At 68.8% G+C, this 14531-nt stretch carries 13 protein-coding genes and 4 riboswitches; of the genes, 4 read left to right on the top strand and 9 right to left on the bottom strand.

All coding sequences use genetic code 11. The features are described from left to right. Positions 1-20: 20 nt before the first annotated feature. On the bottom strand, positions 21-1121 hold the full coding sequence (locus tag ABD134_RS10115) for a winged helix DNA-binding domain-containing protein (protein WP_344229115.1): 1101 nt from the start codon (positions 1119-1121) through the stop codon (positions 21-23). 205 nt (positions 1122-1326) lie between these two features. Here ABD134_RS10115 and ABD134_RS10110 point away from each other — a divergent pair, with 205 nt between their 5' ends. Continuing rightward, positions 1327-1860 carry a hypothetical protein gene (locus tag ABD134_RS10110; RefSeq protein WP_344229113.1) on the top strand — a complete coding sequence of 178 codons (534 nt, stop codon included), beginning with the start codon at positions 1327-1329 and terminating at the stop codon, positions 1858-1860. A gap of 209 nt (positions 1861-2069) precedes the next feature. Here the strand turns inward: ABD134_RS10110 and ABD134_RS10105 are convergent, their stop codons facing one another. The 8 genes from ABD134_RS10105 to ABD134_RS10070 all read right to left on the bottom strand — a co-directional run bounded on the left by ABD134_RS10105 (position 2070) and on the right by ABD134_RS10070 (position 11194). Further along, on the bottom strand, positions 2070-3473 hold the full coding sequence (locus ABD134_RS10105) for an LLM class flavin-dependent oxidoreductase (RefSeq protein ID WP_344230841.1): 1404 nt from the start codon (positions 3471-3473) through the stop codon (positions 2070-2072). 64 nt (positions 3474-3537) lie between these two features. Beyond that, positions 3538-3629, bottom strand: a riboswitch (SAM riboswitch). 127 nt (positions 3630-3756) lie between these two features. Continuing rightward, entirely contained in the window at positions 3757-4590 is an 834-nt protein-coding gene (locus tag ABD134_RS10100) for an anti-sigma factor (RefSeq protein ID WP_344229111.1), read from the bottom strand. Beyond that, positions 4587-5183, bottom strand: a complete 597-nt coding sequence (gene sigK, locus ABD134_RS10095) for an ECF RNA polymerase sigma factor SigK (protein WP_344229110.1) — start codon at positions 5181-5183, stop codon at positions 4587-4589. Before sigK ends, ABD134_RS10100 begins: the two co-directional genes overlap by 4 nt. Positions 5184-5363: 180 nt before the next feature. Then, the gene (locus tag ABD134_RS10090; protein ID WP_344229109.1) at positions 5364-6782 is read right to left on the bottom strand and encodes an acyl-CoA dehydrogenase family protein; all 1419 of its coding nucleotides are present in this window, start codon (positions 6780-6782) and stop codon (positions 5364-5366) included. 6 nt (positions 6783-6788) lie between these two features. Continuing rightward, positions 6789-6881, bottom strand: a riboswitch (SAM riboswitch). 115 nt (positions 6882-6996) lie between these two features. Then, the gene (locus ABD134_RS10085; RefSeq protein WP_344229108.1) at positions 6997-7947 is read right to left on the bottom strand and encodes a MetQ/NlpA family ABC transporter substrate-binding protein; all 951 of its coding nucleotides are present in this window, start codon (positions 7945-7947) and stop codon (positions 6997-6999) included. A 30-nt stretch (positions 7948-7977) separates the two neighbouring features. Beyond that, positions 7978-8676, bottom strand: coding sequence for a methionine ABC transporter permease (locus ABD134_RS10080; RefSeq protein ID WP_344229107.1), 699 nt, complete (start codon positions 8674-8676; stop codon positions 7978-7980). Beyond that, a complete protein-coding gene (locus tag ABD134_RS10075; protein ID WP_344229106.1) occupies positions 8673-9773 on the bottom strand; it encodes a methionine ABC transporter ATP-binding protein in 1101 nt (366 codons plus the stop codon). Before ABD134_RS10075 ends, ABD134_RS10080 begins: the two co-directional genes overlap by 4 nt. Then, positions 9770-11194, bottom strand: coding sequence for an LLM class flavin-dependent oxidoreductase (locus tag ABD134_RS10070; RefSeq protein WP_344229105.1), 1425 nt, complete (start codon positions 11192-11194; stop codon positions 9770-9772). The genes ABD134_RS10075 and ABD134_RS10070 overlap by 4 nt, the downstream gene beginning before the upstream one ends. A 13-nt stretch (positions 11195-11207) precedes the next feature. After that, a riboswitch (SAM riboswitch) is annotated at positions 11208-11296 on the bottom strand. Between the two features lie 265 nt (positions 11297-11561). After that, a riboswitch (SAM riboswitch) is annotated at positions 11562-11655 on the top strand. A 10-nt stretch (positions 11656-11665) separates the two neighbouring features. Between ABD134_RS10070 and ABD134_RS10065 the strand changes: the two genes are divergently transcribed. From ABD134_RS10065 to ABD134_RS10055, 3 genes are all read left to right on the top strand, one after another. Then, positions 11666-12508 (top strand): ABC transporter ATP-binding protein, encoded by an 843-nt coding sequence (locus tag ABD134_RS10065; protein ID WP_344229104.1) that lies wholly within the window; start codon positions 11666-11668, stop codon positions 12506-12508. A gap of 86 nt (positions 12509-12594) precedes the next feature. Beyond that, positions 12595-13614, top strand: coding sequence for an aliphatic sulfonate ABC transporter substrate-binding protein (locus ABD134_RS10060; RefSeq protein ID WP_344229103.1), 1020 nt, complete (start codon positions 12595-12597; stop codon positions 13612-13614). Positions 13615-13667: 53 nt separating this feature from the next. Next, positions 13668-14528, top strand: a complete 861-nt coding sequence (locus ABD134_RS10055; RefSeq protein ID WP_344229102.1) for an ABC transporter permease — start codon at positions 13668-13670, stop codon at positions 14526-14528. The last annotated feature ends 3 nt before the right edge of the window (positions 14529-14531 follow it).

The following is a 14531-nucleotide window of genomic DNA, read 5'->3' as shown; positions in this document are numbered from 1 at the left end:
TCCGGCCGGGGCCCGCGGTGTCAGGTCGGCAGGGCGGCGCTGAGACGGGGCACCGCCCTGGCCACCGGGCCGGGCAATTCTCCGAACGCGGTGACCTCGACCGGCTGGCCACGCCGGGTGGACCTCTTCCAGGTCCCGACGGCGTGGCCGCGGTGCAGCACCGTGCCCTTGAACACCCCGTTGCGCCCGGGGACCACGCGTGCCTCCTCATCCCTGGTCAACACCGCGGACCGATCCTGGTAGCCGAGGACGATCTCGTCGAATCCGGGCAGCAGAATCGGTGCGGCGGTGGCCCGGGCCCTCTCTGCCTGACGGTCCGGCAGGTCCGGGAGCATCCAGTGCTTCCGTCCGTCCACGTCGGCGGAGAGCAGGTCCGGTTGGAGGTCTTCCAGTGCCGCCCGAGCCTGAGTCTTGCCGATCTTGGACCACCAGCAGAAGTCCTCCACGGTGGCCGGGCCGTGGGAGCGCAGGTAGCGCAGCAGCAGGTCGCGAACCCCGTCCTCCCGGTCTCGCCCTGGACCGGGCAGCCGCTCTGGCGTGGCCCCCGGCGCCCGTACTGCGGAGCCGATCCACTCCGTGGCCAGCACGATGCGTTGTTCCCGCCCCTCGGTGGGGCCGAAACACAGCACCCCGCGCAGGGCGAGGAAGAAGATCAGGTGGTATCCGCGCCCCTCGTTCACAGGCAGTCCCTCCTGGGTGAATCGTTCCAGCAGTCCGGAGCGGGTCAGTCCCGGACCGGACAGGGTCTGGAGTGCTACCGCCTCGGCCCGTTCGAGTACGCCCGTGTCCAGACCGAGCTCCTGGCGGCGCCGTTCGCTCGCCTTCAATGTCTGGGCCGCGGTGAGGTCCAGAATCCAGCCGAGGTCCTCGGCCGCCACGGCGAACAGGGTGCCACGCATCGGCCAGGACCGGACGATGCGCCCCGCGTCATAGGCCTCGCGGACCGCCGCGGTGGACCGGCCCACACTGCGCAGGGCCAGGGACACAGTGGAACCCGGGTAGTCCTGGCCCTGGGTGCACGTCAGCCATCGCGCCGCCTCGACGGCAGTGGCCAGCGGCTCGACCAGCCCCTGGGAGATCAACCGCATCCGTGCCACCTGTTCGGAGCTGAGAATCATCATGTCCCCTCCTTCGCTGGGGACAGTGTGCCACGGCGTCCGGACAGCAGCGCCGCTCCGCACCGGGCTCGACGCCATGCCTGAGGAAAAGCTGTGAATCCCCCGGCGCCAGGCTGTGCACCGATTGACCTGACTCCGCCCGCGGTGAAGACTCGGGGCATACCCGAGCGGTCACCCCGCCACGGGCAGACGCCACAAAGGAGACGACATGAAACGATTGATCACCCTCGGCATCGGCGCGGCCCTCGGATATCTCCTGGGCAGCCGCGAAGGACGCAAGAACCTCGACAAGTTCGCCAAGAACGCGCAGAGCTTCTGGAATGACCCGAAGACTCAGGACCAGGTGCAGAAGGCGACCCAGAAGGCCACCACCGCCGTGAAGGACCAGGCACCCGCGATGGCGGACAAGGCCGCCGGCCTGGCGGACAAGGCCACGGATGCCCTGAAGGACAAGGCACCCGGGCTGTCCGAGAAGGCCAACAGCGCCGCCCACACCATGGCTGACAAGGGTTCCTCCGCGGCTCAGAACCTGGCTGACAAGGCCTCCTCCGCCGCGGACAGGTCCGCCGGCAAGCACGCCTCCGGTGACACATCCGTCACCAAGGACTCCAGCACCCCGGCCACCGGTTCCGATGCGAATGCCTCGAGCGGGGACACCAACGTCAAGGACGCCTCCGGCGACGTGCTCTCCGATCCGTCGCAGTCCCTCGAGACCGAGGGCGGCGGACCGGACCGCTACTGATCCGGCACCGTCCCACCACGCACCGGAACCCCGGCCCCCGCTTCAGGGGGCCGGGGTTCCTGCATACCCGGTTGCCGCCACGGTCTCACGTGCCCTCACGGTTGAGTCTGGAGGGATTCACTCCAGGGGACACCCAGGGCGTGAATCCCTCCAGGCTCAACGGGCCGGGGCGGGGCTGACCGTCGGCCCGACGCCGGCCCCCGCACCTCTCAGACAGCGGCGCGGTTCCGCAGGGCGAAGGACGAGCCGTAGTGGTTCTGCGGCAGGTGGTCTCCGCGCCCGAAGAGCTTGTGGCGCATGGTGCCCTCGGCGTACTCGGTCTTGTAGCGGCCGAGTTGCTGCAGTTCGGGGACCACGTACTCGACGACATCCTCGAAGGTGCCGGGGGTGATGTGGTAGGCGAGGTTGAAACCGTCCACATCGGTCTCGTCCTGGATGCGCGCCAGTTCCCGGGCCACGGTCGCACCGGAGCCGACGATGACGGGGCCGAAGCCGCCCACGCCGACCCATTCGGCCAGTCTGCGCACGGTCCACACGGACCCGGCGTCACCCGAGGCCTTCTGGAAGGTCTCCACGGTGGACTGAATGGCGTTGGACTTGACGTCCCCGATCGGCTCGTCGAGCTCGAACTCGGCCAGGTTGATACCCATCCAGCCGGACATCAGGACCAGTCCGCCCTCCACGTCGATGTACTGCGTCAGTTCCTCGTACTTGGCGCGCGCCTCCTCGTCGGTGGCGCCCGTGACGATGGTCTGCATGGACATGATGCGGATGTCGTAGGGATCGCGGCCGGCCTCGACCGCCCCCTGGCGGATCTTGGCGGCAGTGCCCTTGATCATCTCGTCGGTGGGTGAGTTGATGAACACGGCCTCGGCGTGCTTTCCGGCGAAGGCTCGACCGCGCGTGGAGGCGCCGGCCTGGTAGATCACCGGGGTGCGCTGCGGGCTGGGCTCGGTGAAGGCGATGCCGGGGGTCTTGAAGTAGGTGCCCTCGTGCTCGATCCGGTGGACCTTGGACGGGTCGATGAAGACCCCGGACTCCTTGTCGTTGACGACCGCGTCGTCCTCCCAGGAGCCTTCGAGGAGCTTGTAGACCACGTCGAGGTATTCGTCCGCGTGGTTGTACCGCTCGTCGTGCTCCATCTGGTCTTCCTGGCCCATGTTGATGGCGGCGGAGGGCAGGTAGCCGGTCACCACGTTCCAGCCCACGCGGCCCTCGGTCAGGTGGTCTAGGGTGGCCAGGCGGCGGGCGAACGGGTAGGGGTGCTCGTAGGCGGTGCCGGCGGTGACCCCGAAGGTCAGATTCTTGGTGACAGCGGCCATCGGCGGGACCACGAGCATCGGGTCGTTGACCGGCACCTGCGTGCCGGCCTTGAGGGTGGCCTCGTCGGAGGAGTTGTAGACGTCATAGGGCCCGAGCACGTCGGCGATGAAGAGGCCATCGAACAGGCCCTGTTCCAGGGTCTGGGCCAATCCCGTCCAGTAGCCCAGGGTGTTGTAGTCGCGGGCGCGGTCTTCGGGGTGGCGCCACAGGCCGGGTGACTGGTGGGCCACACAGTTCATGTCGAAGGCGTTGAAGAGGATCTCACGCTTGCCGGCGGCGGTGGTGGGCACGCCCTCGGGGAGATGGCTCGTTCCATGGACGTTCTCGTTGCTGGGGACAGACACGGTGATGCTCCTTCCATCGGTCCTGGCGGTAGCACCTGTCCGGTTGCCCGGTGGTTGCTGCGGCGTCATCGAGCCAGATCTCTCGGCCGCTCTGGATGGGTACCCATCGATTGCACCACACCTCCGGGCGCGACCCCAACCGAGGTTCACGCGGAGTCACCCAGCCCTTCCGCTGTGAGGCAGAGATGAGTACCCATCTCTGCCCTCACACCGGGATGGCGGCCTTCTGTCAGCTCGAGGCGAGGACCACGATCGGATCCGTGGTCGGTGCCTCGGACCCTCCGGCCGGTTCCACCGTGACGGCGAGCGCGGCATCCGCCGGCACGTCCTGCATCCGCACGAGGGCGAGGCCGTCCTGGACCTCCAACAGGCCAGCCGGCTGGGGAGCCGTCTCACCCTGGATCGTCCACATCTGATAGTCGCGGCCCTCCGCCGGTTCCGGCAGTCCCCGCGCGGCCAGCACGGTCTCACCGGACGGGGCCCGGGCCACTTCGATCTCGCCTCCGCCGGTCACCGGGGATTCCAGCCGCTCGGCCCCGTCCACCTGCAGGATCTGCTCGATCGCCGTGAGCTGATCGCCCTCGGTCACTCCACCCGTGGGAGCCCACGGCTGGCTCACCACCACGGCCACGGCGACGGCGGCAGCCGCGGCGGCCGAGACCGCCCCCACCCACCAGCGGCGCGCGGCCGGCCGGCGTCGGGCACGGTGACTGTCCAGATCAGAGATGCCGGCTCGCTCGGCGCCAGCACTGGAGCCGGCTGCTCCGTGGGCCGCCAGGGGCGAGGCGTCGCCGTCCGCAGCGGACCGGGCGCCCTGCTCGGGCCCTGCCACGGCCGAGAGGACACGGTCCCGCAGATCGGCGGGAGGCTCAGCCGGTGTGCTCACCGCCAGGCGGGCGACGGTGCTGTTGAGGGCATCGGCCCGGGCGCGGAGCTCGGGGTCTGAGCGGAGCCGCTGCTCGATGGCGCGGCGCTCGCCCTCGTCCACGGCATCCAGGGCCCAGGCGGCGAGCAACTCGGCGTCGATCACGTTCCCGTTCTTGTTCTCGTTTCCGTTCGTCATGCTCCCACCCCCAAACAGTCCTGTAGTCGTTGGAGCGCACTGCGCATCCGGGATTTCACGGTGGCCAGTTTGGCCCCGAGTCGTTCAGCGACCTGCCGGTAGGTCAGTCCGCCGTAGTAGGCCTGCGTCACGGCCTCGTACTCCAGACCAGTCAGCGTGCCGAGGCATTCCGTCACGCGGTCCCGGTCCTCCGCTGATTCCACGGCCTCCGCAACGTCGTCCCGGTCCCGTTCGAACCCGGCCACCCCGGCCCGTTCCTCCCGGTCCCGACCGGACTGGGTGGACCGGATGAGGTCGACGGCCCGACGGTGCGTGATCGAGCAGACCCAGCCGACCACTGATCCGCGGGCCGGGTCGAAGCGCTCTGCAGAGCGCCACACATCCACGAGGGCCTCCTGTGTCACGTCGGCCGCGAGGTCGGCGTCACGCACGATCTTCTGTGCCAGCCCATAGGCTGAGGGAGCCACGGCATCGTAGAAGGCGGCGAAGGCCTCCTGGTCTCCGGTGGCACTGCGTTGGAGCAAGCCCACCAGGTGGGCGTCCCGCTCGCGCGCAGCACTGCGGCCGGGGCCGGTGCCTGCGGTGCTCGTCATGGCTCCACCCTATCCGGGCGCGGGGCCAGGATTGGCCTACCTGTCAGGGGCGTCGTTCAACATGGGTGGTGTTCTCATCCGCGGGGCTCCTGGGGTGTCGGTCCGGAGGGGTCCGGTGGGGCGTCGGTCGGGTGGCCTGCTCTACTGCAGGGTGCTGTCTGGTGTTCGGAGCCGACGCTCCTACGGATGGGTCGGGCTAAAGACCTCTTCGGCGACGCCGGTCTGGAGATAGGGCACCGTCTGGGTGCCGTTGACCTCCCAATCGCCCACCATCCGAGCCATGAACACAGCCGGATCGTGACTGGCGATGGTTCGGGCATTACGCCAGTGCCGGTCCAGCTGCAGGTCCGTACTGGTGGCGGAGGCCCCGAGCGTGTCGAAGATCCGCGTGCACGTGTCCAGCACCAGCTTCGGCACCATCACGTGTGCCCGGTGCGCCGTCAGGGCGGCGCGGTGCATCGCCTCGGCCGCGGTTCCGCCGTCGTCCATCCCGACGCCGGCCACCCGCCCGCCCGGCGCACTCCCCGATTCCCCGACCGGCTGCTCCGGCCCGGCGGCGAGCTCCAGTGCCGCATCCAGGTCCCGTCCGGCGGCGCGCACGAGCTCCTCAGCGGTCGCCTGCTGGGCGGAGAGCTCGCCGATGATTCCCAGCAGCTGGTCGTCCTCACGCGGGGTCAGCCCGCCCCCGGTGTTCGGCGAGCGTCTCCGCCGCCGGGTCTGTTCCACGCCGTCACGCAGCGCGGCCCGTCCGATGCCCGCCAGCAACGCCATCAGGGTGGACTCGTGGTGCAGCGGGACCGGACCGTCGGCGGACGGCAGCGTCAGCAGCTCCTCCACACCGGCACCGCGGAACACCATGGTCCCCGTCCCGGTGAGACGCTGTCCGAAGCCGTCCCAGTCGTCCTTCACGGTGATCCTCGGTTGCCGCACCCGCACCACGGCCAGCGCGACGTCGGCCCGCTGGGAGCCGCCCCGACCGCCCAAGGCCGCGGCCGGCGTCGTGCCCAGGGATGTTGGACCCTGGGATGCGGCGCGCCGAGATCCGGTGCCGCGGGACAGGACCTTGCGTCGGAGGGCACGGGAGACGCTGGGGTCCAGCCGGACGGTGGCCAGGGCCCACGTGGAGAAGATGCTGCCGGTGGTGTAGAACTTGTTGCCGCTGATCAGCAACTGCCCCGCCTCGTCCTGGGTCACGGTGGTTCCGAGCCCGCCGAGCGGTGCGTCGCGTCCCTCGGACAGGGCGCTGCCGGCCACCTCCCCCTCGACCACACGCCGCAGCCAGCGATCACGGACGGTGCGGTCGGGCTGGACCAGCACATGCTGGACGAAGCTGAGGTGGCTGCGCAGCAGGTGGGCGGTATTGGCGTCCACCGCGGCGAGGTCCATCAGCAGCCGGAAGGCGTCCTCCTGGCTCGCCCCCGCTCCGCCGGCAGTCTCCGGGACGCTGAGGGCGCCCAAGCCTTGCTCCCGGAGCTGTTCGAAGGCCGCGAAGGGCAGGTGGCGGCCGGCCTCCCGGGGCACCTCCCCCTGCGCCACTTCCGCGAAGGCGGGGGCGAAACGGTCGGACAGTGCGGTGTAGCGGGACGACACGGACGTCATGTGAAAGCTCCATCGGTCCTGGCGGTAGCACCCTGGCCCCTGACGGGCGGGTTGCTGCGGCGTCGACGAGCCAGATCTCTCAGCCGCTCTGGATGGTGGTCCCCTCCATCAGACCACTCGGCGACGGCCCGGGTCCAATGCGAGGTATGCGGTGAGGTCAGAGAACCGTGGTTACTCCTGACCCCACGGGGTCATGCTGCGAGGTGGGCGTTGCCTATTGTTCAGAGACGGGGGTCAAGACGCCGGCGACCAGCGGGTTGTCCGTCGTCTCCAGGTACTCCTCGAACCGGGGATCGGAAAAGACCTCGACGAGCTTGCGGGTTTCCGGGGTGTCCTTGAACTCGGTCCCCACGATCAGCCAGGCGGCGTAGGTCCGGGGCGGGTCCGGGAACAGGATGCCCTTGTCCCGGCCGATCTTGCCGGCGTCAAAGAGGTTGGTGTAGCCGAGGGCGGCGTCTACCGAGTCCAGAGTCCGGGCCATGGACAACAGGTCGATCTCGGTGAAGTCGAGACGGCGCGGGTTCTCCACCACGTCTTTGAGCTGGGCGGTGCGCGGTTCAATGTCCGGGTCCAGCCCGATGAAGCCCTCGCGCTCCAACAGCCATAGCGCCTGGCCCTGGTTGGCCAGGTCTGTGGGCACGGCCACGGTGGCGCCGTCCGGCAAGTCCTCCACGCTGTCGTATCGGGTGGAGTACAGGCCGAAGGCCCACTGGTAGATCTCCACCGTGGTGGACAGATCGAGGTCGTTACCCTCCGCCACCTGCTTCATGTACCACTGGTGCTCGAAGATCGTGGCGTCAATCTGGCCCTCGGCCACGGACCGATTGGCCTGGACTCCATCCGCGATGCCCACGGCCTCGATCTCGACGCCGTAGTCGGGCGCGATCTCCTCAGCCACGAACTCCACCAAGCTCTCTTCTCCGGCCATGGCCGGTTCATAGTGCACTGTCAGCGGCCTCGTGATTTCGGCCTCTTCACCGGCGGCCACAGCCGGCCTGTTGGATTGCTGAATCACCACGAGACCCAGGACCAGGGCAGCGACGGTAGCGATGGCCGCCAGCGACCAGGGCAGCACGGTGAATGACTTTCGCAGGGTGAAGCCGTGATCGTGTCCAGCCGTCACCTTCTTCCCGGTGGTCGCCGGAGTCTTCTTCTCGGAGTTCATATGAGGTCCTTCAACAGGGTGCGGGGCCACTCAGGGCCGGGTCAGTGAACGGGCGATCCGGTCGCCGACGAACTGGACGAGCTGGACGGTGATGATGAGCAGGACGATCGTGCCGAGCATGACGGTCATGTCGAAGCGCTGGTAACCGTAGGTCACGGCCAGGAAGCCGATACCGCCCGCGCCGATGGTCCCGGCGATGGCCGAGTATTCGATCATCGAGATAGTGTTCAGGGTGATGGCGGAGGCCAGACCGGGCAGGGCCTCGCGCAGTTGCGTCTGACGGATGATCTGTGCTGGGGATGACCCCGTCACGAGACCGACGGCCATGTTCTCCCGCGGCAGGTCGTTCAGGGTGTTCTGGACCAACCGGGCGAAGAACGGGATGCCGGCGATCGTCATGGGCACGACGGCCGCGGCGATGCCCAGGGTGGTGCCGGTAATCCACCGGGTCAGCGGGATGATGGCCGCCATCAGCACGAGGAACGGCAGAGACCGACCCATGTTGACCGCCCAGCTGAGCAGCCCGTAGGCCCGGTCCTGGGGGAATAGCCCGCGCGGGCTCGTGTTGTACAGCAGCACGCCGGTGGCACCCCCGATCAGGACGACTAGCATCATGACGATGCCGACCATGGCCCAGGTCTCCCCGTAGGCCGGCAGCAACAGGGCAGGCAGCTCGGACAGCGGGGTATCGGAGAGCAGGGGCTGGGAGGTATCCGCGGTCGCACTCATGCCGTCGCCCCCGCCGTCGCGCCGGCCGGGATCGGAGTGGCGCCCGACGGCGGCGGTCCGGTGGGGTCTGGACTGGCAGCCGAGATGGCGGTCCCGGTGGGACCGGACCGGTCGACGTCGCTCCTCAGTCGGGCACTGAGCCCGAGCCCGTTCAGGGCGCCGATGGCGCGCTGGGCCTGCTCGCCGCGGACCCCGACGACGGCGCGGCCCAGTGCGGTCGCGCCGCGCGCCTCGATGGTTCCACCGAGCAGGGCCAGGCGGATCTGGTGATCAACCGCCACTCGGGTGAACCATTCGGGGTCCACGTCCCCGTCCTGATAGGCGAGGTCCAGGAAGGTATCGAAGCCAGCCGGAAGCGGCAACGCGGCGATCGGCAATAGTTGCCCGCCGACGGTGGAGTCCTGGTCCGCGACGAGGGACGGCAGAGAGCCATACTCCGCGAGCCGGCCGTGGGACAGGGAGGCCACCTGGTCGGCGACGTTCCGGACCACGTCCATTTCATGGGTGATGAGGATGATGGACAAGCCTAGGTCGGTGCGCAGGTCGGCCAGCAGGGACAGGATCTGTGCCGTGGTGTCCGGGTCCAGGCCGGAGGTGGACTCGTCCGAGAGCAGGATCCGCGGCCGCAGGGCCAAGGCCCGGGCGATGCCTACTCGTTGCTTCTGGCCGCCGGAGAGCTGACCGGGGTAGGAGTCGGCCTTGTGCAGCAATCCGACGCGGTCAAGCATCTCGGCCACACGGTCCTGCATCTCGTGGTGGACCACCCCGAGGTTGCGCAGCGGGAGGGCGACGTTCTCGGCCACGGTGATGCGGCGCAGCAGGGCGGAGTGCTGGAAGATTGTGCCGATGGCACGGCGGGCGGAGCGCAGCTGGCGGCCCCGGAGCCGGGACAGGTCGCTGCCATCCACCAGAATCTCGCCCTGGGTGGGCTTTTCCAACAGGGAGATGCAGTGCGAGAGGGTCGTCTTGCCAGCCCCGGAGGGCCCGACCACGGCGGTGATGGAGCCTTCCGGCACGGTCAGGTCGATGCCTTTGAGCACCTCGACGGACCCCCCACGTCCGGTGTAGGCCTGGTGCAGATCGCGGATCTCGATCACAGCGCGCCCCCGTCCCGGGTACCGGCCGATGCCAGCCGGAAGCCGGCGCCTCGGTGGTTCTCCGCCAGCCGATCCCCGCGGCCGAACAGCTTGTGTCGCAGGGTGCCGGACTCGTACTCGGAAGGATAGGCACCGCGGGCCTGGAGCTCGGGGACCACGTGCTCCACGACGTCCTCGAAGCTTCCCGGGGAGACCGCGTAGGCGAGATTGAAGCCGTCAACGTCCGTCTCCGCGGCCCAATCCTGCAGCTGGTCAGCGACCTGCGCACCGGAGCCAATGAACACCGGCCCGAAGCCCCCGATGCCGACCCATTCGGCAAGTCGCCGGATGCTCCAGGGCTCCCCGTCCGCGGAGGCGTGGCCACCGCCCGAGCGGAAGGTCTCCACGGCAGACTGCACTGCGTTGGTCTGCACGTCCTGACCGATCACATCGTCCAGGTCGTACTGCGAGAAGTCGATGCCCATCCAACCGGACAACAGCGCGAGGGCACCACGATGGTCCACGTAACGGAGGTAGTCGGCGTGCTTGGCACGGGCCGCCACCTCGTCCGGACCGGTGATGACGGTGGCAAGGTTGAAGATCCTGATGTCCTTCGCGTCACGGCCGGCCTCCACGGCAGCAGCACGGATCCTGCTCACGGCCTGGGCCAGCTTGTCCCGGCTGGGGGCGGAGACGAAGGCGCATTCGGCGTTTTGCCCGGCGAAGGCCAGGCCGCGCGGCGATGTGCCGGCTTGGTAGACCACCGGGGTGCGCTGGGGGCTTGGCTCGGTCAGAGCGATGCCCGGCACCGAGAAGTAGGTTCCCTGGTGGCCGATCTCGTGCACCTTGGCCGGGTCCGTGTAGACGCAACCGTCCCGGTCCCGGACCACGGCGTCCTCGTCCCAGGAACCCTCCAGCAGCTTGTAGACAACCTCGAGGTATTCGTCTGCGTGGTCGTAGCGCTCGTCATGGGCCAGCTGGTCCTGGCTGCCCATGTTGCGAGCAGCCGAAGGCAGGTAGCCGGTGACGACGTTCCAACCGACCCGCCCGCCCGTGAGATGGTCCAAAGTGGCCAGCCGGCGCGCGAAGGGATAGGGATGCTCGTAGGCAGTTCCTGCGGTAATGCCGAAACCGAGGTGTTCGGTCACCGCGGCCATGGCGCTGACGAGCAGCATGGGGTCGTTGACCGGCACCTGGGTACCGGCGGTGAGAGTGGCCTCGTTAGAGCCGCCGTACACGTCATAGGTGCCAAGCACGTCGGCGATGAACAGTCCGTCGAAGCGACCTCGTTCGGCGACCTGGGCCAGATGCGTCCAGTAGCCGATCGAGTTGTAGTCACTGGAGCGGTCCTCCGGGTGGCGCCACAGCCCCGGGGACTGGTGGCCCACGCAGTTCATGTCAAAGGCATTGAGCCGGATGCGGCGCGGGACACGTTCAAGCATCAGAATGCACGTCCTTCCATCGGTCCTGGCGGTAGCACCCGCTTCGACAGGGGGTTGCTGCGGCGTCGTCGAGCCAGATCTCTCGGCCGCTCTGGATGGGTCTCTCACAGGCGACCAGATGGCTTGGGATACGAACTAATCCAGCGTCATATATCGACCTGTCGTGCCGTTGGCTGGCCGCGGGCCCGGATTCGACGGCAAAAGTCCCTGAATGTGACGTCACATGACGCGGCGTGTAGGTGCGCGAGGGGGAATGACTGGCCCGGAAAACATGCCGTTGCCCGGTTCACTGCCCCCTGTGGGACCGGGTGTACAGCATCTTCAGCGGTTGACACGGATACCCCGTGCTCTGCTTCACTAGATGAATCAACCATCCAGAGCGGCCGAGAGATCTGGCTCAGTGACGCCGCAGCAACCTCCCGTATGACCCGGGAAGGTGCTCATGCCAGAACCGATGGAGCGTGATTCACCGTGACTGCCCTTGCCGAGTCCCTGCCCGGTTCCAGCGTCCTCACCGCGCCGCCGGCCCCGACCACCAGCCTTGCGGTGGAGTTCCGCGACGTCGGCCGGTCCTTTCCCGCCATCGACGGCGCACGCACCGTGTTGCGGGACATCAACCTCACCGTGCAGCCAGGCGAGGTCCTGGCCATCCTCGGGGCCTCCGGCTGCGGCAAGTCGACGCTGCTGCGTGCCGTGGGCGGCCTGGACAGCGGCAGCACCGGGCAGATCCTCGTCGGTGGGTCCGCCGTCCGCCCCTATGACCCCCGCACCGCAGTCGGGTTCCAGGAACCGCGCCTCATGCCCTGGCGCACCCTCCACCAGAACGTGTCCTTGGGGCTGCCGCCCGGCATCGGACGGGCCGAGGGCCGCGAGAACGTCGACCACTTGCTGGATCTGGTGGGTCTGGCCGAGCACGCCGACCTCCGGCCCCGCGAAGTCTCCGGCGGCATGGCCCAGCGGACCTCGCTGGCCCGCGCCCTGGCCCGGCAGCCCGGCGTTCTCCTGCTGGACGAGCCGTTCGGCGCGCTCGACGCTCTGACGCGGCTGAGGATGCAGGACCTACTCCTGGACGTCCATGCCAAGACCGCCACGACCGTCCTGCTCGTCACTCATGACGTGGACGAGGCGCTCCAGCTGGCCGACCGGATCCTGCTGCTCGGCCAGGACCCCGCTCCGGGTTCCGCCCCCGGCGCGACCACCCGCACCGTGGTCACCGTCCCCGGTGAACGGCCCCGGGACCGCGGCTCGGCCGAACTGGCCCACCTCCGGACCGAGCTGCTCGGCGGCCTCGGCGTGGACGCCCACCGCCACTGACCGGTTCCCCTCCGTATCCACCCGATCGCCCGGCGCCTCATCCCTCCCGGCCCGGGACGCACCGCACCCCCTCGAAAGGCCCCACCATGCGCTCACGCCTCACCCTTTCCCTCACCACCTTCGCCATCACGGCCTTCACGCTCACCGGTTGCGTCGCCGGCGAGGGATCCGGTGGAGAGGCCGCCGAAGCCGGGGCCGACGGTGGCGTGGGTGGCGGCGAGCTGAACATCGACTACGCCACGTACAACCCCCTCTCCCTGGTCATCAAGGAGAAGGGCTGGCTTGAGGATGAACTCGCAGACGAGGGCGTCACCGTGAATTGGATCCAGTCCGCCGGTTCGAACAAGGCCAACGAGGCGCTGCGGGCCGAGGCCATCGACGTGGGCTCCACGGCCGGCTCCGCCGCCCTGCTCAACCGCGCCAACGGCACCCCGATCAAGACCATCAGCCTGTACTCCCAGCCGGAGTGGTCCGCCCTGGTCACCACCGCCGATTCAGACATCACGGAGGTCACGGACCTGGTCGGCAAGAACGTGGCGGCCACCAAGGGCACTGACCCGTACTTCTTCCTCATTCAGGCCCTCGGCGAAGCCGGCGTGGACGAGGCTGATGTCACGGTGCAGAACCTTCAGCATGCGGACGGCAACGCGGCCCTGAACAACGGGTCCGTGGACGCATGGTCCGGGCTGGACCCCATTATGGCCGGCGCCGAGGCCGAGGGCGCCGAACTGTTCTACCGCAACGTCGACTTCAACACCTATGGCTTCCTCAACGCCACCGAGTCTTTCCTGGCGGAGTCCCCCGAGCTGGCCCAGACCGTGGTGGACGTCTACGAGCAGGCTCGCGAGTGGGCCTTGGCGAATCCGGAGGAGACTGCTTCCATCCTCGCCGAGGTGGCAGGTCTGGAGGAAGACGTGGCCATTACTGTCATCGAGGAGCGCTCCAACCTGGACGTGGACCCGGTGCCCGGCCAGGCGCAGCTCGACGTCCTCGAGGTCGTCGGCCCGATCCTCGTGGAGACCGGTGACGTGGCCAGCCAGGAGAACGTCGACAAGGCCCTGGCCGAGCTCCTCGAGCCCTCGTTCGCCGAAGAGGCCACCCAGTGAGCTCCCTCGTCTCGCCCGAACACTTAACCCCGGCATCACCTCGGGATGATGACGTGACAGGGCGCCGCAACCAGGGCACGACGCCGGCCAGCCCGGGTTCCGGCCCCGGGCCACGGGACGGCGGTGGTCCCGCCACCGGCCGAGGCGCCCGCGGGATCCTGGGCACTTCGGCCGGCCGGGCCGTCGTCGGGCTGCTGCTGCCGGTGGCGCTCGTCATCGCCTGGTGGGCCGCGACCACCGCAGGGCTGTTCTCCCCGGTCCAGCTGCCCTCACCGGCCTCGGTGATCAGCGCGGGGATCGACCTGGCCGCCGACGGATCCCTGTGGCATCACATCGCCATCTCGGTACAACGCGTTCTGCTCGGCTTCGCCATCGGCGGGGTCCTCGGCCTGCTCATCGGCTCCCTCCTGGGCCTGTCCACGTGGGCCGACGCCGCGCTCGCGCCGCTGGTCGGTGCCATCCGCGCGGTGCCGTCACTGGCGTGGGTGCCGCTGCTGATCCTGTGGATGGGCATCGGGGAGGACTCCAAGGTCACCCTGGTGGCAATCGGTGCCTTCTTCCCCATCTTCACCAACGTGTATGCGGCGCTCAAGCACGTGGATCCGCACCTCGTGGAGGCCGGCCGCGCGTTCGGTTACCACGGCCTGCGCCTCCTGCGGACCGTGCAGCTGCCCGCCGTGGTGCCGTCCGTGTTCTCCGGCCTGCGGCTGGCCCTCGCCCAGGCGTGGCTGTTCCTGGTGGCCGCGGAGCTCATCGCCTCCTCCATGGGTCTGGGGTGGCTGCTCAGCGACTCTCAGAACAACGGCCGCACCGACCGGCTGATCCTGGCGATCATCCTCCTGGCAGTCATCGGCAAGATCACGGACGCGATCCTCGGCCTCGTGGAGCAGCGGGCCATCCGCCGCTGGTCCTGACCC

The organism is Citricoccus alkalitolerans (genome assembly GCF_039528175.1).
Classification (GTDB): Bacteria; Actinomycetota; Actinomycetes; order Actinomycetales; family Micrococcaceae; genus Citricoccus; species Citricoccus alkalitolerans.
Note: the sequence above shows the minus strand (reverse complement) of the source record. Positions and strands in the feature narration are given on the sequence as shown.

What these genes read in the sequence shown, in the direction of transcription:
- ABD134_RS10115 (WP_344229115.1), bottom strand. Translation starts at nt 1,121, where the DNA reads ATGATGATTCTCAGCTCCGAACAGGTGGCACGGATGCGGTTGATCTCC.
- ABD134_RS10110 (WP_344229113.1), top strand. Translation starts at nt 1,327, where the DNA reads ATGAAACGATTGATCACCCTCGGCATCGGCGCGGCCCTCGGATATCTC.
- ABD134_RS10100 (WP_344229111.1), bottom strand. Translation starts at nt 4,590, where the DNA reads ATGACGAACGGAAACGAGAACAAGAACGGGAACGTGATCGACGCCGAG.
- sigK (WP_344229110.1), bottom strand. Translation starts at nt 5,183, where the DNA reads ATGACGAGCACCGCAGGCACCGGCCCCGGCCGCAGTGCTGCGCGCGAG.
- ABD134_RS10090 (WP_344229109.1), bottom strand. Translation starts at nt 6,782, where the DNA reads ATGACGTCCGTGTCGTCCCGCTACACCGCACTGTCCGACCGTTTCGCC.
- ABD134_RS10085 (WP_344229108.1), bottom strand. Translation starts at nt 7,947, where the DNA reads ATGAACTCCGAGAAGAAGACTCCGGCGACCACCGGGAAGAAGGTGACG.
- ABD134_RS10080 (WP_344229107.1), bottom strand. Translation starts at nt 8,676, where the DNA reads ATGAGTGCGACCGCGGATACCTCCCAGCCCCTGCTCTCCGATACCCCG.
- ABD134_RS10070 (WP_344229105.1), bottom strand. Translation starts at nt 11,194, where the DNA reads ATGCTTGAACGTGTCCCGCGCCGCATCCGGCTCAATGCCTTTGACATG.
- ABD134_RS10060 (WP_344229103.1), top strand. Translation starts at nt 12,595, where the DNA reads ATGCGCTCACGCCTCACCCTTTCCCTCACCACCTTCGCCATCACGGCC.